Genomic DNA, 19,123 nt, shown 5'->3' on the forward strand with positions numbered 1-19,123 from the left:
GGGTTACGGTGACGGACACCCGGGGGGCAAACCCCCCGTACGAGACGTACGGCGGCGAGCAGCCGCCCCAGCAGCCTGCGCAGCCGTACCACCCGCCACAGGCGTATCCCTCGCCGCAGGGCGGTGGCGCCGCGCCGCAGGCGGGCGGCGCCGTGCGCCTTCCCCGCACCGGGGCGCGCACGACGCCGCGTACGCGCAAGGCGCGGCTGCGGGTGGCCAAGGCCGACCCGTGGTCGGTGATGAAGGTCAGCTTCCTGCTCTCCATCGCGCTGGGCATCTGCACGGTGATCGCGGCAGCCGTGCTGTGGATGGTCATGGACGCGATGGGCGTCTTCTCCACGGTCGGCGGGACGATCAGCGAGGCAACCGGCTCCAACGAGAGCAATGGCTTCGACCTCCAGTCGTTCCTGTCGCTGCCGCGGGTCCTCATCTTCACCGCGGTGATCGCGGTGATCGATGTGGTGCTGGCGACGGCGCTGGCGACACTGGGAGCCTTCATCTACAACCTGTCGGCCGGCTTCGTGGGCGGTGTCGAGCTCACGCTCGCCGAGGACGAGTGAGGCATGACAACCGATTTTGGGACTGGCCCCGACGTGCGCTAATCTTCATGAGTCAGCGCGCAGCGCGGCGGGGCTATAGCTCAGTTGGTTAGAGCGCATCCCTGATAAGGATGAGGCCACAGGTTCAAATCCTGTTAGCCCCACCAGCCGAAAGACCCCCAGGTGATCAAGCCTGGGGGTCTTTTGCATCAGTAGCTGACATCAGCCGATGAGCGGATCTTCTAAGAGGTCGGCGAGCAGGGCCGCAGCCTCGCGTCGATCGGTATCGACAACGTGTGTATAGATGTCCATCGTCATGCTGATCTGGCTGCGCCGGAGGATCGCCTGGGCGACCTTGGGATGCACTTTCAGGAAGGCCAGCAGCGTCCCGCAGGTGTGACGAGTCGGCCACACCGTGATCCGCCGAAGACCAGCTCGCTTCACCAGGGCGTCGAAGGTACGAGAGAAGCCGCGAGGCTCGATCATCCCGCCGTGCCGCTCCGAGAAAATCAAGTCTGCGTCCTCGCTGCCCCGGCGTAGGTCCAGTGGGCGAGCACGAGCGTGGAGCCCTCCTGGTCGTCGGGGTCGATGTCCGGCAGGCCGCGGGCTTGGCGGTCCTGGCGGGCGCGGTAGTCGGCGCGGACCTGGCGGAGTGCGCCGAGGGTGGTGGAGTACGGGCGGGACTTGGTGGAGAAGTGGCCGCGGAAGCCGAGCATGTGGGACCAGCGCGCCAGCAGCCGTTCCGGGTAGTCGGCGTCCAGGTCCCAGCAGGCCTCGATGAGCCGCCGGGTGTGGGTGGGCAGGTTCAGCCGGTCCAGCTCCGAGATCTCCCCAATGCGGCGGTCGACGGTGCCGGTGGTCTCGGCGGTCTCGGCGGTCTTGGTGGCGTACTTGGCCACGTATGCGGCAACTGCCTGTTCGGTCAGGTCCTCCCGGCCGAGAGCCCCAATGGCCTGCACGTCTACCTGCGTTTCCCCAGCGCAGCGTTCGGGCCCGGTGGGTGCCGACCGAAGGCACCTCCACAGCCACACCGGCGGCAGCAGCACGGATCGCGTCGTCGAGGAGTGGCACGGTGGCCCAGGCCGGAGGCTCGGTGTCCGGGCCGTCGAGGCGCACGACAGCGTGGAAGTGGACCGCGCCGCGCTTTTGGAATTCGGCGACCTTGCCGAAGGAGACCCGGCAGGGGTCGGCCAGGGCGCGTTGGGAGAGGCCCGCGCGTGCGGCGATCTCACGGCGCAGGTAGATCGTGAAGCGCTGCCAGAGCTGCCCGGCGTAGTTGTTCCAGAGGACCGCCCCGGAGTAGTCGTAGCGCTCCGGGTTCAGCGCCGTGCCGAGGGCGGGATCGTCCTCGTGGTGGGCGGTGCCGCAGCGGCAGACGCCGGAGGCCGGTCGGTTGTGCACCGGGCCGAACGAGGGTGCCGTGAGAGTGGCGAACACGCGAGGGTGATCCCGGACGGTTGCGGGCACGTCCTTGCGTTCGTCGCCTGTGATCCCGGCGCGGATCAGGCGGTAGGTGTCCCCCGCGTAGGTCCAGGCGCAGGAGGGGCAGCGGGAGGCGCGGCGGTTGCCGCAGGCGACCCGGAGCCGTCCGCCTGGCTCGGACTCGGTCGAGTAGGCGTACAGGGTCTCGGCCGTCTGGCGGTCCTTGGTGATGGTCCAGCCCTGGAGGTGGATCGGGTCGGAGCAGCCGCCCGTGCGCCGGATCTGTTCCTGCCAGCGGTCGAACCCGGGTGTGGAGGCGACGCGTAGGAGGTCGGCGAGGGTGAGCGGGTCGGTGCCCACGGCCGCCGCCACATCAGCAACGGCGGCCGGGGGAACGGGCAGGCGGGTCATGCAGCCACCGCCCCGGAGACAGGAGCCAGCGCATTGCCGGTCTCCCAGTCGAAGGGAACGGCCATCGGGCACCGCTCGCGACCACGGGCGTTGTGGACGAGGACGCCGATGCCGTTCACCTTGATCCAGTCCGTACCACCCGCGATTCCGCAGGCTTGGCCGCCAGCGACCATCCGCCTGTTCGACACCGCCGCAGCGCGCGTCAACTACCTCCGGAAAGAATTTTAAGAACGAAGTTGTACATGGGTCCGTACCTGGAGCAGGTCCTGCTGCCGGACCAGGCTGTGTGTGCCCCAAGGCGCCATGTGGAGGTTCCATTTACGACGAGTAGATCACCGCAAACTGCCCACGGCATCGCCTGGATCCAGTCGAGGCGATGCATTTCGCTGGCGACTGCCCCGGCCCGCCAAATCCGACGAGACGAGAAAGGTCTGGCCTGATGCGAATCTTCAGGCGGAGTTGAGATGGTCGCCATTTCTTCCATTTTCGGAACGACGAGGTCCGGTTGAAAGTCTGTGATATCTCCTGATTCCCTCATATCGGGACAAAGGGCCACCATATCCCGGACTGTGGCCGAATCTTATGCACTGAATGGCCGATATTCGCCCGCAAGAGAATAGCACATTTGTGCGATGATTCCCAGGTCAAGCAGGTGAACCATACGTTAGGTCACCTCGATCATGGAGGCGTCGATGAAGAAGACTGCACGAACTCTGTCCATTGGAGCGTCAGTGGGAGTTGCGGCCCTTGCGGCAGTGCTCGTGACAACGACGCCGGCGGCGGCGGCGGCCAGTGTGAGGTGGCACGTCAATAAGTCCATGGCGTACTGTAAAACGCTGGACAATGGCACGACACTGGGCAAGATGAAGAGGGCTCAGTGCGAGAGTGAGACCCTCTCACTCCAGGCGATGCTCGTGAACGAGTCTATTGCGCGGCAGACCGAAATCCTTCGCACGCTGAACTGGCCTGGGCCTGGGCACTAACGACTGAGCCGTCCAATAATTACAGCTAATTTCCGCCTTGACTCCGGAAGGTAAGGCCTCGCTCTGGGATTATCTCGGAGCGAGGCCTTACACGCGTCGAGAGCTGCGTGAGGCACACAGTGAGCTTTTCGACAACAATGCGAGTCAGGGAAGACCTGACGTCCTTTGTCCGTTCCCCGCAGCTATGTCGACAATGGCGACTCGTGGGACCAGGGGATCTCGGTGGCGTCCTGGACGCCCTGGCCGCATGGATCGACTGATACGGCGACCCCGGTCGTGAGTTGCCCGCCGGGCATGCCCCTGTGCAGCAAGGCCGATTCCCACGACGAGCAGAGACAGGGGGCGGAGGTTCCAGCTGATCAACATCAGCATGGCGCCCGCTCCCCAAAGCCTTGGCTGCCGCACTCATCGCTGGAACCACGGGCCAGGCAGGCGGCCGAGCAGCAGAGCGTGCACCTCGATGACGGTCCAGACGATGGCAGCGTGAGCAGCACCAAGAGAAGTGCAACGAACAGGTACAACCCCATCCCTTTTTGTCAAGGCCGCATGCATGGGCTGACAGCAGCGACTGGCACCGACAAGCGCGGACAGCGGCGGTCGGCGCCGGGCCTTAGTGGACGAACATTCGAGATACCGGGCCAGCTGACCGACGTTGCAGGCACACCGCGATCGACCTGATGAGGATGAGGCCACAGGTTCAAACCCTGTTAGCCCACAGTCATGATTCGGCCCGGACGGAGATTCTCCGTCCGGGCCGATCGCTTTGTCCGAGGCCTTAGTTGAGCCGTGGACAGGTCGTACGCAGGTCACCGATCGGTATCGGTCGGTGTGTATAGTCGGGCGCCAGAAGTCCTCATACGTCAAGGAAAGACGAGGTCGCGCGGTGAAGAAGCTTCTCCTGGTCGCACTGGCCGCCATCGGCGGGCTCCTCGTGTACCGCCAGATCCAGGCGGATCGCGCCGAGCAGGATCTGTGGACGGAGGCGACCGACTCCGTGCCCGCAGGTTCGGGTGTGTGAGACGCAGCATTCTTGGATCACCAAGCCCCGGTCGCTGAAGCGGCCGGGGCTTTGTGCTGCCCGGTCCCGGTCGGCAGGGGAGGTGTTGCGCGACCGTGACAATCCTGCTCTTGAGTTCGCCCTAGCAAATCACTAGCTTGCAAGAGCAAACTTGGGGGACTCGAGTGAAGGCACGACTGGGCCACCGCGCGACGGCGGCGACGATCGGAGCGGCGCTGCTGGCCCTGGTGGCCGGCCCGCTGCCGGTCGCGAGAGCCGCCACACCGGCGGGGAAGGCCGGGCAGGGGATGGGAGCCGGGCAGGCGGTACGGGCCGAGGTGCCCGACGGGACGAGCGGGCTGGTCATGGTGCTCGACTCCTCCGGCTCCATGGCCGACGACGACGGCACCGGACAGCCCCGGATGGCATCCGCCCGAGCGGCCGTCGGAACGGTCGTCGACGCCCTTCCGGACGGCTTTCCCACCGGCCTGCGGGTCTACGGCGCGGACCAGCCCAAGGGCTGCACCGACACCCGGCTGGCCCGGCCGGTGGGCCCACTGGACCGCGCCGGCATGAAACAGGCCGTTGCAGCCGTGCAGCCCAAGGGCGACACCCCCATCGGGCTCTCGCTGCAGAAGGCCGCCAACGACCTCCCGGCGCCCGCGGAAGGCTCCATCGGGACCCGTACGATCCTGCTGATCTCCGACGGCGAGGACAACTGCGGCTCCCCGCAGCCCTGCGAGGTCGCCCAGCAGCTCTCCGAGGGCGGGATCGGGCTGCGCATCGACACCGTCGGCTTCCAGGTGCGGGGCGCGGCACGAGCACAGCTGGAGTGCATTGCGAAGGCGGGCAACGGCCGCTACTACGACGCACCCGACGCCAAGGCGCTCGCCCGCCAGCTGCAGCGCTCCGCACAGCTGTCGGCCGACGGGTACCGCTTCCGCGGAAAACAGGTCGAGGGCGCGCTCCAGCGGGACGCGGCACCGGCTCTCGTACCGGGGCAATATCTGGACACCATCGGCCCGGGCGAGCAGCGGTACTACGCGGTCGACCTCGATGCCGAAGCCACTGTTCAGTTCTCGGCGACGGCGGTGCCGCAGCCCGGGGCGGCGGTGGACACCTTGGACGCGCTGCGCACCAGGATCGCGTACGGCACTGACAGTGCCTGCGCGACCAGCACCGAGCACTTCTTCCAGAAGGAGGGGGCGACGACGCTGACTTCGGCGGTTGCCCGGATTCCCAGCGAGAAGGGCATGAGCTCCTGCGACAAGGCGGGCCGGTACTGGCTGGTCGTGGAGCGGGAGAGCAAGAAGGGCTCGGACGCCGCGCGCTGGCCGCTGGAGCTGACGTACGGGTCCGAGAAGCCGCTGCCCAAGGGCGTGACGCCGGCCCAGTCGCAGCCCGAGTACGGGAATGGCGGCAAGGCCGCCCAGCTGCCGACCGGGGACCCTCGCGATGTGGCGGGCGGCACCGGCTTCAACGACGCCAGGGAGATCGGGCAGGGCGTGTGGCGGGACAAGGTGCTGCCGTCGCAGACCCTCTGGTACAGGGTCCCGGTCGGCTGGGGGCAGCAGCTGCGCTACGACGTGGAGTTCGCCAACGAGCCCACTGTGGACGGCTCCTCCTCGGTCTGGTCCTACGGAGCCACACAGGTCTTCACGCCCGGTCGGGCGCCGGTCGGCGGCGGCACGGCGGAGTTCAGCCCGCAGTCCATCTACAACGGCCGGCCGATGGCACTGAAGATGGGCACCGTGCCGGTCGCCTGGACCAACCGCCACGAGTCCCACCCCAATGTCGTCCCGGTGCACACCAAGGGCGGTTTCTACATCGCCGTCACGCTGGGCGCCAAGGCCGCCGAAATCGCCGAGAACCCCCGGATCGGGGTCGTGTTGCGGGTGGCGGTGCTGGGCGACGAACTGTCCGGTCCGCAGCATGACGCGCCCCTGCTGGCGAAGAAGGGGGACAAGCAGGGTGATTCGGCAGCCCGCGAAGACAGCGAAGCGGCTGCCGGGGCAGGATGGTCCGGCACCGCGACCGCCGCGGCGGCAGGCGGCGTGGTCGTCCTGATCGCGGGCCTGGTGCTCGTACTGGTACGGCGGACAAGGAGAAGCGCGTGAAGAGGCAGCGCGGCAGCGGCCGGGTGACGCTGGCGGCCATGGCGGCGATGTGCGCGGTGGCGGCGCTGCCCGGGCAGGCCTGGGCAGCCGGCGAGCCCAATCCGTACGCCTTCGACAGCGAGGCCAAGACGGTCAAGGGCTCGGCGGTGAACAGCGACGGGCCGCCCCTGAGGGCCGGATCGACCTACCGGGACACCATCAGGCCGGGCGAGAAGCACTACTACCGCGTCGACCTGGACACCAAGACCAATGCGTACATCTCGGCTGTGGCCGTCCCCAAGCTGGCGACCAAGGTCGCGTACGCGGACAAGCTCGCGGTGAGCATCGAGGACCGCTCGGGCATCAAGTGCGGTGACAACGACGCCCAGTTCGGCTCCGCCACGTATGCCAGGCCGGTGGCCGCGTATGCGGACCGGACCATCGAGAAGGACAGCAGCAGCTGCCAGGACGCAGGGGCGTACTACGTACTCCTGGAGCGGTCCGGCGAGGATACCTCGACGCCCGAGCCGTGGGACGTGGAGATCCGATTCGCCTCCGAGCCCGGTCTGAAGTCGGCCGGTCCGAGCGCGCCGCCCGAGAACTGGCCGTCCGCATCGCCCGCCGCGCCCGGCGGCGGCCCTCAGAAGCGGCACGGCGGCACGAGCTTCACGGACGCCACCGGCCTGAAGGAAGGCGAGTGGCAGGACAAGATCACCCCTGGCCAGACGCTCTTCTACCGGGTTCCGGTGAACTGGGGGCAGCAGATCTTCGCCAGCGCCGACCTCGGCAGCAGCGCGGCGCCCGACAGCGCGCAGAGCGTCAGCAACGCCCTCGTCATGGCCCTGCACAACCCGGCACGCGGGATGGTGGAGGACACCTGGAGCATGTACTACGACGGCAAGCAGAAGACGCTGGCGCTGGATCCGCTGCCGCCGGTGGCGTACGAGAACAGGCACGATTCCGACCCCTCCGCCAGCGCCATGCGGTTCGCCGGCTGGTACTACCTCTCGGTCACGCTCAGCCCTGAGATCCGCGAGCAGTACGGCAAGAAGGCAATCCCGCTGACGCTGCGGGTGAACGTCGAGGGCGAGGCGACGAGCGCTCCCGCATACGCCGGGCCCGCGAGGGACTTCGAGGTCACCCAGGACGACCAGGAGGCCGCGGACAGCGGGAAGAGCGCGCCTCAAGAGGCGAAGAGCGACACTATGAAGCTGGTCGCGGCGGCCGGGATCGGCGCGGGGACCGTGCTGGTGGTGGGGCTCGGCGTGTGGACGCTGCTGGCCCGGCGGCGGACGGGCTCGGGTGCGGTGCCCGAGGCGGCGCCGGGGCCGGTCGCTCCGTTCCCGCCGCAGGCGCACCTTCAGGGGCAGGCGCACGTCCCCGGGCAGGCGCAGGTGTCGGCGCAGGGGCAGGTTCCGGGACAGGCGCCCGGGCAGTACGGGCCGCCGCCCACTTGGTAGTTGAGGGCCGGCGGTTCAGGCCTGGGCCAGTGCCCAGATGCCGACCGCGAAACACAGCAGCGCAACGATCAGCACCGGGACCGCGACCTTCGGGGGCGGTCCCGGACGCTTTCCGGCCGCCGTCGGAACTGGCGCATGCGAGAGCGGAACCTGCGGGCTCTGAGCGGTGTAAGCACGAGTAGAAGGCGGTTCGTACTGCAACGGGGCGGTCGGCCCGGTCGGAGGATGAAGGAGGGAGGCGCCGTGCGCCGGTACGGGTGCGGGGAGGGGGGTCGGCGTGGGCGTCGGCTCCGGGGCCGCGGGCACGGGGGGAGGAGTGGACGGCTGGGCCACGTGCGGGAGTTGTGCGGGCGGCTGCTGCGGTGGCGGGGCCAGATGGAAACTGCCCGTCTCCGACGGCGGGAGCGGCGGCCGCACGGGAGCCTGCGCCGCCTGCGGGACCGCGAGGGCCTGCCGGGCAGCATCTGCGGCCGTTACGGGACCGGTGGGGCCGAAGCCCGCAGGGAGCGGCCCGATCTGGTCGAAGACCTCGACCGGCTCGTCGTCGGCCCCGGCGTCCGGAAGCATGTCGACGGCCGCCGTCAGCGCCTTCCGCGCGCCCGTAGCCGTACGGAACCGGGCCTGCGGATCGGGCTGCAGCAGACCGGCCAGCACCTGCCACAGCGGTTCCGGGATGCCGTGGGGAGCGCCGGGTGTTCCGTTGTCGGCGAAGTGCTCGACCAGCGCCCTGGAGTCGGGCTTCTGGCCCTGGAGCAGATAGAGCGCGACCAGGCCGACCGCGAAGAGATCGGCCGGGAAGTCCGGCTCCGCGCCCATCATCTGCTCCGGCGCGAAATAACCGGGCGTGCCCACCACATAGTTCGTCTCGGTCAGCCGCGGCTCGCCCTTGCGCATCGAGATGCCGAAGTCGGACAGCCGCAGATGCGGCCGCCCCGTTCCGGTGGCCTCCAGCAGGATGTTCGCCGGCTTGATGTCGCGGTGCACGACCCCCTCCGCGTGCACCGCGGCAAGTCCGGACAACAACTGATCGAGCAAGGTGCACACAAAACGGGAAGGCAACGGGCCATAGTCACCGATCACATGCGCCAGCGACCCGCCACTCACCAGATCCATGGTGAACAGCACCTTGTCGTCGTCCGCGGCCCAGCTGGCCGGGGCGAGGACATGCGGGTGATCGATCCGCAGAGCCTGCTCGCGAACGAAGCGCAGCAGCGTGTGCGCATCGCTCTGCTGCAGCACCTTGGCCGCGACATAGCGACGGCGCCGGTGGTCCCAGGCACGCCAGACCGCACCGACACCGCCGCGTCCGATCGGGTCGATCAGTTCATACCGACCAGCGAAGACCTCACCCATTGCGCTGCGCCCGCTCCCCGTCCCCTAGTGAGGCCCGCTGCCTCAGTCAGCTCTGATGCGACTCGTAGTGCGCGACCGCGTCAGCCGTGCGCCCCGCGCCGTACACCCGGAGGAACTCTGCCAGCTCCGGGTGGCTCGGGGCGAGCGAGTCCGCAGCATCGATGATGTCGCCCGCCGCGGCCACAGAACGCAGCAGCGACTGGATCTCCCGGACAACACGGCGCACCGTCGGCGCACCGGAGCTGCTCGTGCTCTGGCTGGTGCCGGTCAAGACGGAGCCCCCCTGCGACTTCTTGATCTCCTCCATCCGGTCGGTGGCCTCGACGGCGCTGACGCTGCCGTCGGCGACCTGGCTCGCCAAATCCTGCAGCGCCTGCACACGCTGGACGACCGCGGGGTTGCCGATCTTGGCGCGCTGGCCGCTCATCAGCTGGGAAAGCATGGGAGCCGACAGCCCGAGCACCGCCGCGAGGCGGGCCTGATTCAGCCCCAGATCATCGATCAGCCGACGGAAGAGCGCCCCCAGCGGCTCTCCGTACCAGCTGCGCTGCAGCTCTCTGGCTCTTGCGGTTGTTTCCTGCTGAGCGGCGTCCATTTGCGTCTCCCCATCGCTTCCCCAAAGCGGGCTTCGCTGCTGCGAACCACGACGAGCATCCTACGGAGCGTGGTCGTCCATAGGGAGTCCCAATCCTTTTGCAGGATCCGGGGGGTCACCCGGTACTCTGGTCTGCGGCGGTCGCCGAGACAGGTTTTCTGCTCGGCCGTACCCACCCATCCCGGGGCCTTAGCTCAGTTGGTAGAGCGCTGTCTTTGCATGGCAGATGTCAGGGGTTCGACTCCCCTAGGCTCCACAACCCAAGGGCGCTCCGATCTGTTCTCGACAGATCGGAGCGCCCTTTTCGCTGCCCTGCCCACCGCCTCGCGGCTGTCCTCGCACCGCGGATGGGACCGTCCGGGTGGTGTTCATCGGAAGAACTGCACAGCGGCGGCGTAGCTACCGCACTTCTCGAGATGCGTACACATCATGAGGAAGGTATGTAGATCGCTCAACCCGAAAGCGAGGGGTCATGGCCGCCCTGAAGGTCAGAAATCTGTGGACCGCGTTCCTCAGCGCGCTCTTTGCACTGCTTGCCTCCGTGGGGCTGACCACCGCCGCCACCGCTGCCCAGCAGCCGGCCGCGCAGACGCCGGACCGGCCGGGTCTGCCGACCGTGCCGAAGCAGCGGCGCAGGCAAGCCGTCCGGGCGACGGCATCATCCCCCCATACACGCGGGAACCCGATCGCGCGCGACAGATCGCTGCCGCCGACGATCAAGCAGCGCATCCGCGCCGAGGCCCACGGCTCATCGCCCGCCGGCCGGCACCTGCACGCACCCGACACCGACAGCGCCGACGGCCTCGACCTTCCCGACCGCGGGCCGCGCATCACCTCCGACACCGCCACCGACCGGGCACTCGCCTCAGCATGAGGCGCCGGGAGCTCTCACTGCCTCCCGGCGCCACCAGCCATCAGCGACGGTCGTCGCGATCCGCTTCCGCCTCAGCCTGCTTCGCCTGCACATCCGGGTCGAGATCGGTTCGCTCACTGCCGTCGACGGACGACAGCGGCGCGCGGTCGGACACCTCCGTGGCAGCGGGCGGTTCCACCAGCCAATCGGGGTTGGCCTGCTTGTCCCACCACTTCCAGACAGCGAAGGCACCACCGGCCACCACGCCGATGATCGCAAGACCCTTGGTGATACGACCGGCCCTGGCGCGCCGTTCGTGCTTCCTCACCAACTTCTCGATCTCCTTCGCCGTCACCTGCCCACGCAGCGCGGCCAGCGCCGCAGCAGAGCGGGCCACAGCCTCTTCCCGAACGGGCTGAGTGACGGCCACCGCGTGCTCGACACGCGGAACGGTGTAATCCGCCGCCTGACGAGCGGTCCTCCGGGCCTGAATCGCGGCCCGGCGCGCGGCGCGGTCCACCTTCGGCGGCACATGCGGCGCCACACGCGTGCCGTACTGCACACGCGCCTGCACACGCGCCTTCTTGGCTGCCTTCGAGACTTGTGGCGCGAGCCGTACGCGGGCCTCGTGCGCATAGTGCGCGGCCTGGTCTTTTGCCGTATCGGCGTAGGGCGCCACCACGTCCGCGGCGTGCAGCACGCTGTCCTTCGCCGTACCGGTCGCGGCGCGCACGCTGTCCATGCGGGTCACGGGATCCTCCTCCTCGGTGGCGTTCTGGGGGACTGGGGCTTATTCCCAGTTGGGCACAGTTTCGCCTTTCCACCCGTCTCGAAATCATGCCTGCTGACTTCCCTCTCGGCATGCGGGGCGGGCATCCGGGTCATGTAGGTACCTTGTGGACGACGATGCCACGGTTCGCCTCATAACGCGCCGCCCAGTCGACTACCCGGCGGCTTTTATCCCTACACGACTCTTCCGTGCGAGGATCGGGAGACGTCAGAGAAGACTTACGGAAGGCAGACCGTGGCCGAGCAGCTTTACGCCACCCTCAAGACCAACCAGGGCGACATCGAGATTCGGCTCCTGCCGAACCACGCCCCGAAGACGGTCAAGAACTTCGTGGAGCTCGCCAAGGGCGAGCGTGAGTGGACCCACCCGGCGACGGGCAAGAAGTCCACGGACAAGCTGTACGACGGCACGGTCTTCCACCGCGTGATCAGCGGCTTCATGATCCAGGGCGGCGACCCGCTGGGCAACGGCACCGGCGGCCCCGGATACGAGTTCGGGGACGAGTTCCACCCCGACCTCGCCTTCGACAAGCCGTACCTGCTGGCCATGGCCAACGCCGGCCCGGGCACCAACGGCTCGCAGTTCTTCATCACTGTGTCGCCCACCGCCTGGCTCACCCGCAAGCACACCATCTTCGGCGAGGTCACCAACGAGGCCGGCAAGAAGGTCGTGGACACCATCGCGGGCACCCAGACCAACCCGCGCACCGACCGCCCGGTCCAAGACGTCGTCATCGAATCGGTCGTCGTCGAGACCCGCGAAAGCTGATCCCCCGGGAACCAATACGCCCCGCCCGTCCGTATGGATGGGCGGGGCGGTGTGTTGAGCCAGTGGTGTTGAGCTAGGGAGATCGAGGACCTCATGGACCAGGCGCCAGGCAGTCCGCAGGAGCCGCAGGACGCGCACAGCCTGCCCAGCTGCTACCGGCATCCCGGCCGCGACACGGGCATCACCTGCACCCGTTGCGAGCGGCCGATCTGCCCGGACTGCATGGTCAGCGCGTCGGTCGGGTTCCACTGCCCCGAATGCGTACGCAGCGGATCCGGTACGGGACACTCCGCGACCGCCGGCCAACCGCGGACCGTCGTCGGCGGTGCCGTGTCGGCCAGCCCTCACCTGGTCACCAAGATCCTCCTGGCGATCAATGCTGCCGTGTTCATCGCCGCGCTGGCGAGCGACCGCGTGGTCAGCGATCTGGCTCTGGTCGGACAGTGGCCGCCGGCGCCGTACGCCCCAGTGGAAGGCGTTGCCGAAGGACAGTGGTACCGGCTCTTCACCTCGATGTTCCTGCACCAGGCGGTATGGCACTTCGCATTCAACATGCTGGGCCTGTGGTGGCTCGGCGGCCCCCTGGAACAGGCGCTCGGACGCATCCGCTACCTCGCGCTCTATCTGCTCTCCGGGCTGGCCGGCAGTGCTTTCACCTATCTGCTCGCCTCCCCGGACCAGGCCTCGCTCGGTGCCTCCGGCGCCATCTTCGGACTGCTCGGAGCCACGGCTGTACTGATGCGCCGCCTCAACTACGACATGCGGCCGGTCATCGCGCTGCTCGCGCTGAACCTGCTCTTCACCTTCACCTGGTCGGGCATCGCCTGGGAGGCGCATGTCGGCGGCCTGATCGCGGGCACGGCCATTGCCTTCGGCCTGGTGCACGCGCCGCGCGAGCGACGCACCCTCGTGCAGGCCGGGACCTGTGCGCTGGTCCTCATCGCGACTGTCGTGACCGTGCTGGCCAGGACCGCGGCGCTCACCTGAGCGAGACCTTTCCCCAAGGTTGTCCACAGCGCGTGGCGGATCTTGTGCATGCTGTGGGGAACAAGCGTGCCCCTCGTCGCTGAGCTGGGTTTTCCCAGCAGGGACAAGGGGCGGGGCGCTTCACCAAGATGGCCGATGCAGTCACACCGGCGTCAACGCCCGGAGAGTTATCCACAGATCGTCTGACCTTTTCCCCATGTGGAAAACCTGTGGATAACCTCAGGGCAGGGCTTGGCGGCCGGGCTGCGGAGGCAGCCGAAGCTGCGGAAGCTGCGGAAGCTGCGGAGAAGCTACTTCCACTGGGTGGAGACACCGAAGCCGGCGGCGATGAAGCCGAAGCCCGCGACGATGTTCCAGTTGCCGAAGCTCTTGATTGGCAGGTCGCCCTCGGTCACATAGAAGAGGACGATCCAGGCAAGACCGATCAGGAACAGCGCGAGCATCACCGGCGCGACCCAGCTGCGGTTGGTCAGCTTGATGTTCGTCGCCTGCTTCGACGCCGGCGGCGTGAAGTCGGCCTTCTTGCGGATACGTGACTTCGGCACGAGGGACTCTCCTGTCGATGCGCTGCGTGACCGCGCAGGGGAACTGTGGCTGGCGCCGGGGCTGGAGCGAGGGGGACCACTGCCGCACCCGGGCGTCCGTTAGCGTAGTGCTTCCGCGGCGCCTAAGGAGATAAGGGTACGTTGAGCAATTCTGCGGACTCCCCCCAAGGGTCGGTTCACCGCTTCGAGTGGCGGCTGGTCCGGCTGCTCACGGCCGCCGTTTTCGCGCTTGCCGGGCTGATCTTCGTGACCAGCTTCAATACCGCCAAGGGCACCAACATCCGTACGGACACGTCGCTGCTGAAGCTCTCCGACCTGATCCAGCAGCGCAGCGCCAAGAACGCCGACCTCGACGAGTCCACCGCGGCGCTGCGCGGGGACATCGACGCCCTCGCGCAGCGCGACGACGGCTCCACCAGGGCCGAGGACGCGAAGCTCGGCGCTCTGGAGAAGACCACGGGCACCAGGAAGATCAGTGGGCCCGCCGTCACCGTCACCCTCAACGACGCGCCGCCGAACGCGCAGGCCGCCCCCGGCTACCCCGAGCCGCAGGCCAATGACCTGGTGATTCACCAGCAGGACCTGCAGGCCGTCGTCAATGCTCTGTGGAAGGGCGGCGCCAGGGGCATCCAGGTCATGGACCAGCGGCTGATCTCGACCAGCGCGGTGCGGTGCGTGGGCAACACGCTGATCCTTCAGGGTCGCGTCTACTCCCCGCCGTACAAGATCACCGCGGTCGGTGACCGGGGCGCGCTCAAGAAGGCGCTCACCGCCTCCCCGGCGATCCAGAACTACCAGCTCTATGTGAAGGCCTACGGCCTCGGCTGGAAAGTCGACGACCGCGAGGCGGTGACTCTCCCCGGCTACTCGGGCACAGTGGATCTCCACTACGCGAAGCCGGTGCAGTAGCCCCTGGGGGGACGGTGCGACGGACGGTGTCGGCACGACTGGTCGTCAGGACGTTCAGCGAACTCTGCATCACCGCCGGCACCTTGATCGTTCTCTTCGTGGTGTACGTGCTGTTCTGGACCGGCGTCAAGGCGGCCGGTGCCGGCGACGGCCAGATCGACAGGCTCCAGCAGGAGTGGTCCCAGGGCCCGGTCGCGTCTCCCGCCCCGGCGCCCCCGGGGACGACGACGCCCGCTCCGCCGGCCCCCAAGGCGTACGAGGACGGCAAGCCCTTCGCCGTGATGTACATCCCCCGCTTCGGCGGGAGTTGGGACTGGCCGGTCCTGGAAGGCACCGCGACGGGCACCCTGAAGAAGGGCCTCGGGCACTATGCGTCCACCACGGCGCTCGGCGGCACCGGCAACTTCTCGGTCGCCGGGCACCGGCGCACGTACGGCGATCCCTTCAAGGACTTTCCACAGCTGCGCCGGGGGGACGCGGTCGTCCTGACGGACGGGACGACCTGGTTCACGTACCGCATCGACAACGAGCCCTACCGGACCGTCCCGAGCGACATCGGCGTGATCGATCCCGTCCCCGGGAAGTCCGGCTTCGACGGGCCGGGGCGCTATCTGACCCTGACCACGTGCGATCCGGAATGGGGCAGCAGCCACCGGCTGATCGCCTGGGCGCATCTGAAGGCCACGCAGCCTGTGACCGACGGCAAACCGGAAGCTTTGCACAGCTGACCCATGCACCCCTGGCGACCTTTAGTCTGGTGCGGTACCGAACGGAAAGGGACAGCATGTACGGCTGGATCTGGCGGCATCTGCCGGGCAATGCATGGGCGCGGGCGTTCATCTCGCTCGTGCTGGTCCTCGCGGTCGTGTACGTGCTGTTCCAGTACGTCTTCCCGTGGGCGGAGCCGCTGCTTCCGTTCAACGATGTGACGGTCGACGGAGCGGGGGCGGCCCGATGAGCGCGCGCATTCTGGTCGTCGACAACTACGACAGCTTTGTCTTCAACCTCGTTCAGTACCTGTACCAGCTCGGTGCGGAGTGTGAGGTTCTGCGCAACGACGAGGTGGCCCTCTCGCATGCGCAGGACGGCTTCGACGGGGTGCTGCTCTCCCCCGGGCCGGGCGCGCCGGAGCAGGCCGGGGTCTGTATCGAGATGGTCCGGCACTGCGCGGACACCGGCGTGCCGGTCTTTGGCGTCTGTCTGGGCATGCAGTCGATGGCGGTGGCGTACGGCGGCGTGGTGGGGCGCGCGCCCGAGCTGCTGCACGGCAAGACCTCGCTGGTCACGCACGAGGGCAAGGGGGTGTTCACCGGGCTGCCCTCGCCCTTCACCGCGACTCGCTACCACTCGCTGGCCGCAGAGCCGGCGGAGCTGCCGGACGAGCTGGAGGTCACGGCGCGTACGGCGGACGGCATCATCATGGGGCTGCGCCACCGTGAACTGGCCGTCGAGGGTGTGCAGTTCCACCCCGAGTCGGTGCTGACCGAGCATGGCCATCTGATGCTCGCCAACTGGCTGGAGCAGTGCGGCGACACCGGCGCGGTCGGGCGTTCGACGGGGCTCGCACCGGTGGTGGGCAAGGCCGTGGCGTGAGCTCGCCACGGCCTGGGGACGGGCACGAGTACGACCCGCTGACGGATCCCCTGCCGCCGGGGGAGCATGGCTCGCCGTGGTTCCGGGCGACGGACGGTCCGGCGGACGAGGGGAATGAGCAGCCGGAGCCGCAGCCTCGGTCTCAGGAGTGGTCCGGCTATCAGCAGCAGTACGCCGTGGATGACTCTGAGGGCTATCAGCGGGACTGGTATGCGCGGCCGCAGCCGGAAGTGGAACCTCAGCGGATATCCGAGCCCGTACCGATGCCTGAGCCGGTTCCGGTGTCCGAGCCGATACCCGTACCGGACGACGAGACCGTCGCCCTGCGTACGTCGGAGACCCGGCGCGCCGCCGAGACGCCCGCCGGTCCCGGCCGCGCCGAGCGCCGCAGGGCGGCCAAGGCCCGCGGGCGCAGGCGCCCCGAGCCCGCTGCCGCCTCGGCCTCCGGGGCGCCTGCGGCGCCCGCCAGGCCTCTGTCGCGCGTCGAGGCCCGCCGTGCCGCGCGTGCGGCGAAGGACAGCCCCGCTGTCATCGCCAGCCGCGCCATCGGCGAGCTCTTCATCAGCTTCGGCGTGCTGATGCTGCTCTTCGTCACCTACCAGCTCTGGTGGACGAACATCCGCGCCGGGCAGGAGGCCAGCCAGGAGACGAACAAGATCCAGGACGACTGGGCGAAGGGCCGCAAGCCCGGTGCGTTCGAGCCGGGGCAGGGCTTCGCCATCATGCACATCCCCAAGCTGGATGTGGTCGTCCCGATCGCGGAGGGCATCAGCAAGCACGCTGTCCTCGACCGGGGAATGGTGGGTCACTACGGCGAGGGAAAGCTCAAGACCGCAATGCCTTCGGACAAGTTGGGCAACTTCGCGGTCGCGGGCCACCGCAACACTCACGGCGAACCCTTCCGGTACATCAACCGTCTCAAGCCGGGGGATCCGATCGTCGTGGAGACCCAGGACGCGTACTACACGTACAAGATGGAGAGCATCCTCCCCCAGACGTCGCCGTCGAACGTAGGCGTGATCGGTCCGGTGCCGCCCGGCTCCGGGTTCACCGAGCCGGGCCGGTACATCACGCTGACGACGTGTACGCCGGAATTCACGAGTACGTACCGAATGATCGTGTGGGGCAAGATGGTCGAGGAACGGCCGCGCAGCAAGGGCAAACCCGACGCGCTTGTCGGCTGAACGCGGTGGGACTTCTGGGACTTCAAGACGGGAAAAGTGCAGTGTCACGTGCGCGTAGCCGGACTGCCGGCGTCATCAGTGTCTTCGGCGAGCTGCTGATCACTGCGGGCGTGGTGCTGGGGCTCTTCGTCGTCTACTCCCTGTGGTGGACGAACGTCCTTGCCGACCGCGAGGCTTCCAAGCAGGGAAACGAGATGCGCGACGGCTGGGCCGGCAGCCCCGGCGCGCTCGACACCAGGGACGGCATCGGCTTTCTGCACGTACCCGCCATGAACAACGGCGAGGTGCTGGTGAAGCAGGGCACCGATTCCAAGAGCCTCAACGACGGTATCGCCGGCTACTACAAGGTCCCGATCAAGTCGGCGCTCCCCTGGGACAAGAAGGGCAACTTCACGCTGGCCGCGCACCGCGACGGCCACGGTGCGAAGTTCCACAACATCCACAAGCTGAAGGACGGCGACCCGATCGTCTTCGAGACGCGGGACACGTGGTACGTCTACAAGGTCTACGAGAAGCTCACTGAGACCTCGAAGTTCAACGTGGATGTGCTGCAGCCGGTCCCGAAGGAGTCGGGGAGGACAAAGCCGGGCCGGTACATCACGCTGACGACCTGCACGCCCATCTACACCTCCGACTACCGGTACATCGTGTGGGGCGAGCTGGTGCGTACGGAGAAGGTCGACAAGGACCGTACGCCGCCGGAGGAACTGCGCTAGCCGTACGATGAGTCGGGCCCGAAGCCGCAACTGAGCCTTGCGACTTCGGGCCCTTTGTCTGTACGGCGCCGGCTACCGCAGAACGTTCAGCGCCGTGCCCGCGCTCCAGGCCTCCAGCAGCCCTCGATGCACGGCGGTGATGCCGCCCTCGGCGGAGATGCTGAGCGCTTCCCGGGTGAACGGCGGGGGCCTTCCAGCCGGCGCAGCCGGGTGTGGTGGAGGCAGAGCTTGCGCTCGACGTGTTGGATTCCTGGCGCAGGGCTATCAGTTCCTTGCGGTGTTCGCCCGAGGTCTCGATGAGGGCGTTGAACATGGGGACGACGGCTGTGCCGAGGATGTCGGCGATGCGACGGTCGATGCGGGCGTCGAGCGCTGCGGGCTCGGGCTCCGTGTCGACGTTGTCCACAGGCAAGGGCCGCGCCACGTACTCCGCGTCGAGCAGGTACACACGCACCTGACGTGCGACGTCGCTGTCGCGGAGGAGCATGGCGACGTTCAGGACGGGGCGGCGGGAGAAGATCGCGACTGCCCGCGAGCGCGACTGAATCCCACAGGCCCTCTTGAAGAGGGTCGGTCGCGTACCTGCCAGAATCTGCAGGCCGTTGGTGTCCAGTTCTTCCCTGGGTCTTCCACCACGGACTCAAGGGTCTTCACGGTCACCTCGAAATACGCCGCGACCCTCGCCGTCGTCACACGCATGCCGTCCGGTAGCAATGACAGCGCCTTGACCCTGTCGAGCGCCTCCGTGCGGGTAGCCAGGCTGGTGCGCAGCGATTTCGACTCAAGTAGCGCGAGGTCGTCGATCACGCCTCTGCCCTCCCCACTCGTGCATGGCCCTGAGGCCAGGGCGAATCCCAATACCCCACCCCACCGTTTCAACGCAGAAAGGCCCCGGCGCCCATCAAGGGTGCCGGGGCCTCCG

The 19,123-nt window shown here is 68.0% G+C and carries 21 protein-coding genes, 2 tRNA genes and 1 pseudogene; 16 read left to right on the forward strand and 8 right to left on the reverse strand.

Annotation, left to right across the window (positions count from 1 at the left end):
• Positions 1–8: 8 nt before the first annotated feature.
• Entirely contained in the window at positions 9–560 is a 552-nt protein-coding gene (locus ACQEVG_RS19445; RefSeq protein WP_432985670.1) for a DUF3566 domain-containing protein, read from the forward strand.
• A 69-nt stretch (positions 561–629) separates the two neighbouring features.
• A tRNA-Ile gene (locus ACQEVG_RS19450) sits at positions 630–706 on the forward strand.
• 55 nt (positions 707–761) lie between these two features.
• Here ACQEVG_RS19450 and ACQEVG_RS19455 read toward each other — a convergent pair.
• The 3 genes and pseudogenes from ACQEVG_RS19455 to ACQEVG_RS19465 form a co-directional block, all read right to left on the reverse strand.
• On the reverse strand, positions 762–1,052 hold the full coding sequence (locus tag ACQEVG_RS19455) for a tyrosine-type recombinase/integrase (RefSeq protein WP_432985672.1): 291 nt from the start codon (positions 1,050–1,052) through the stop codon (positions 762–764).
• Between the two features lie 5 nt (positions 1,053–1,057).
• Positions 1,058–2,372: pseudogene (repSA, locus tag ACQEVG_RS19460) on the reverse strand (replication initiator protein RepSA); the annotation flags it as partial.
• On the reverse strand, positions 2,369–2,560 hold the full coding sequence (locus ACQEVG_RS19465; RefSeq protein ID WP_432985674.1) for a hypothetical protein: 192 nt from the start codon (positions 2,558–2,560) through the stop codon (positions 2,369–2,371). The pseudogene repSA and the gene ACQEVG_RS19465, both read right to left, overlap by 4 nt.
• A 504-nt stretch (positions 2,561–3,064) precedes the next feature.
• On the opposite strand from ACQEVG_RS19465, the gene ACQEVG_RS19470 reads away from it, so the two are divergent.
• The 4 genes from ACQEVG_RS19470 (at position 3,065) to ACQEVG_RS19485 (ending at position 7,908) form a co-directional block, all read left to right on the forward strand.
• Entirely contained in the window at positions 3,065–3,355 is a 291-nt protein-coding gene (locus ACQEVG_RS19470; protein ID WP_432985676.1) for a hypothetical protein, read from the forward strand.
• 883 nt (positions 3,356–4,238) lie between these two features.
• Positions 4,239–4,373: a DLW-39 family protein gene (locus ACQEVG_RS19475; RefSeq protein WP_003958712.1), complete on the forward strand. Its 135-nt coding sequence runs from the start codon at positions 4,239–4,241 to the stop codon at positions 4,371–4,373.
• A gap of 164 nt (positions 4,374–4,537) precedes the next feature.
• On the forward strand, positions 4,538–6,469 hold the full coding sequence (locus ACQEVG_RS19480; protein WP_432985678.1) for a vWA domain-containing protein: 1,932 nt from the start codon (positions 4,538–4,540) through the stop codon (positions 6,467–6,469).
• A complete protein-coding gene (locus tag ACQEVG_RS19485; protein ID WP_432985680.1) occupies positions 6,466–7,908 on the forward strand; it encodes a hypothetical protein in 1,443 nt (480 codons plus the stop codon). Before ACQEVG_RS19480 ends, ACQEVG_RS19485 begins: the two co-directional genes overlap by 4 nt.
• A gap of 15 nt (positions 7,909–7,923) precedes the next feature.
• Here ACQEVG_RS19485 and ACQEVG_RS19490 read toward each other — a convergent pair whose 3' ends face one another.
• Together ACQEVG_RS19490 and ACQEVG_RS19495 are read right to left on the reverse strand one after the other, a co-directional pair.
• Complete coding sequence (locus ACQEVG_RS19490; protein ID WP_432985682.1) at positions 7,924–9,261, reverse strand: serine/threonine-protein kinase; 1,338 nt, start codon at positions 9,259–9,261, stop codon at positions 7,924–7,926.
• Positions 9,262–9,307: 46 nt separating this feature from the next.
• Positions 9,308–9,856 carry a helix-turn-helix domain-containing protein gene (locus ACQEVG_RS19495; protein ID WP_328682482.1) on the reverse strand — a complete coding sequence of 183 codons (549 nt, stop codon included), beginning with the start codon at positions 9,854–9,856 and terminating at the stop codon, positions 9,308–9,310.
• 183 nt (positions 9,857–10,039) lie between these two features.
• Here ACQEVG_RS19495 and ACQEVG_RS19500 point away from each other — a divergent pair.
• Positions 10,040–10,112 (forward strand) — tRNA-Ala (locus ACQEVG_RS19500).
• Between the two features lie 216 nt (positions 10,113–10,328).
• Entirely contained in the window at positions 10,329–10,730 is a 402-nt protein-coding gene (locus ACQEVG_RS19505; RefSeq protein WP_432985685.1) for a DUF6344 domain-containing protein, read from the forward strand.
• A gap of 40 nt (positions 10,731–10,770) precedes the next feature.
• Here the strand turns inward: ACQEVG_RS19505 and ACQEVG_RS19510 are convergent, their stop codons facing one another.
• On the reverse strand, positions 10,771–11,460 hold the full coding sequence (locus ACQEVG_RS19510) for a DUF5324 family protein (protein ID WP_432985687.1): 690 nt from the start codon (positions 11,458–11,460) through the stop codon (positions 10,771–10,773).
• Between the two features lie 273 nt (positions 11,461–11,733).
• On the opposite strand from ACQEVG_RS19510, the gene ACQEVG_RS19515 reads away from it, so the two are divergent.
• Positions 11,734–12,267, forward strand: a complete 534-nt coding sequence (locus ACQEVG_RS19515) for a peptidylprolyl isomerase (protein WP_432985689.1) — start codon at positions 11,734–11,736, stop codon at positions 12,265–12,267.
• A 93-nt stretch (positions 12,268–12,360) separates the two neighbouring features.
• Positions 12,361–13,254, forward strand: coding sequence for a rhomboid family intramembrane serine protease (locus ACQEVG_RS19520; protein WP_432985691.1), 894 nt, complete (start codon positions 12,361–12,363; stop codon positions 13,252–13,254).
• Positions 13,255–13,544: 290 nt separating this feature from the next.
• Here the strand turns inward: ACQEVG_RS19520 and crgA are convergent, their stop codons facing one another.
• The gene (gene crgA, locus ACQEVG_RS19525; protein WP_360867069.1) at positions 13,545–13,799 is read right to left on the reverse strand and encodes a cell division protein CrgA; all 255 of its coding nucleotides are present in this window, start codon (positions 13,797–13,799) and stop codon (positions 13,545–13,547) included.
• A gap of 141 nt (positions 13,800–13,940) precedes the next feature.
• On the opposite strand from crgA, the gene ACQEVG_RS19530 reads away from it, so the two are divergent.
• The 6 genes from ACQEVG_RS19530 to ACQEVG_RS19555 are packed head-to-tail and all read left to right on the forward strand — an operon-like array spanning position 13,941 to position 18,201.
• The gene (locus ACQEVG_RS19530) at positions 13,941–14,708 is read left to right on the forward strand and encodes a DUF881 domain-containing protein (RefSeq protein ID WP_432985694.1); all 768 of its coding nucleotides are present in this window, start codon (positions 13,941–13,943) and stop codon (positions 14,706–14,708) included.
• Between the two features lie 26 nt (positions 14,709–14,734).
• A complete protein-coding gene (locus ACQEVG_RS19535) occupies positions 14,735–15,436 on the forward strand; it encodes a class E sortase (protein WP_432985696.1) in 702 nt (233 codons plus the stop codon).
• 29 nt (positions 15,437–15,465) lie between these two features.
• A complete protein-coding gene (locus ACQEVG_RS19540) occupies positions 15,466–15,666 on the forward strand; it encodes a hypothetical protein (protein WP_432993198.1) in 201 nt (66 codons plus the stop codon).
• The gene (locus ACQEVG_RS19545; protein ID WP_432985698.1) at positions 15,663–16,301 is read left to right on the forward strand and encodes an aminodeoxychorismate/anthranilate synthase component II; all 639 of its coding nucleotides are present in this window, start codon (positions 15,663–15,665) and stop codon (positions 16,299–16,301) included. Before ACQEVG_RS19540 ends, ACQEVG_RS19545 begins: the two co-directional genes overlap by 4 nt.
• Positions 16,298–17,485, forward strand: a complete 1,188-nt coding sequence (locus ACQEVG_RS19550) for a class E sortase (RefSeq protein WP_432985700.1) — start codon at positions 16,298–16,300, stop codon at positions 17,483–17,485. The genes ACQEVG_RS19545 and ACQEVG_RS19550 overlap by 4 nt, the downstream gene beginning before the upstream one ends.
• A gap of 41 nt (positions 17,486–17,526) precedes the next feature.
• On the forward strand, positions 17,527–18,201 hold the full coding sequence (locus tag ACQEVG_RS19555; protein ID WP_432985702.1) for a class E sortase: 675 nt from the start codon (positions 17,527–17,529) through the stop codon (positions 18,199–18,201).
• Between the two features lie 495 nt (positions 18,202–18,696).
• Here the strand turns inward: ACQEVG_RS19555 and ACQEVG_RS19560 are convergent, their stop codons facing one another.
• Complete coding sequence (locus ACQEVG_RS19560) at positions 18,697–19,008, reverse strand: hypothetical protein (protein ID WP_432985704.1); 312 nt, start codon at positions 19,006–19,008, stop codon at positions 18,697–18,699.
• Positions 19,009–19,123 lie beyond the last annotated feature (115 nt).

The organism is Streptomyces sp. CA-135486, assembly GCF_050936555.1.
Taxonomy (GTDB): domain Bacteria; phylum Actinomycetota; class Actinomycetes; order Streptomycetales; family Streptomycetaceae; genus Streptomyces.

Coding starts and splice junctions, on each gene's coding strand:
- ACQEVG_RS19495 (WP_328682482.1), bottom strand. CDS start 9,856: ATGGACGCCGCTCAGCAGGAAACAACCGCAAGAGCCAGAGAGCTGCAG.
- ACQEVG_RS19545 (WP_432985698.1), top strand. CDS start 15,663: ATGAGCGCGCGCATTCTGGTCGTCGACAACTACGACAGCTTTGTCTTC.
- ACQEVG_RS19520 (WP_432985691.1), top strand. CDS start 12,361: ATGGACCAGGCGCCAGGCAGTCCGCAGGAGCCGCAGGACGCGCACAGC.
- ACQEVG_RS19470 (WP_432985676.1), top strand. CDS start 3,065: ATGAAGAAGACTGCACGAACTCTGTCCATTGGAGCGTCAGTGGGAGTT.
- ACQEVG_RS19490 (WP_432985682.1), bottom strand. CDS start 9,261: ATGGGTGAGGTCTTCGCTGGTCGGTATGAACTGATCGACCCGATCGGA.
- ACQEVG_RS19505 (WP_432985685.1), top strand. CDS start 10,329: ATGGCCGCCCTGAAGGTCAGAAATCTGTGGACCGCGTTCCTCAGCGCG.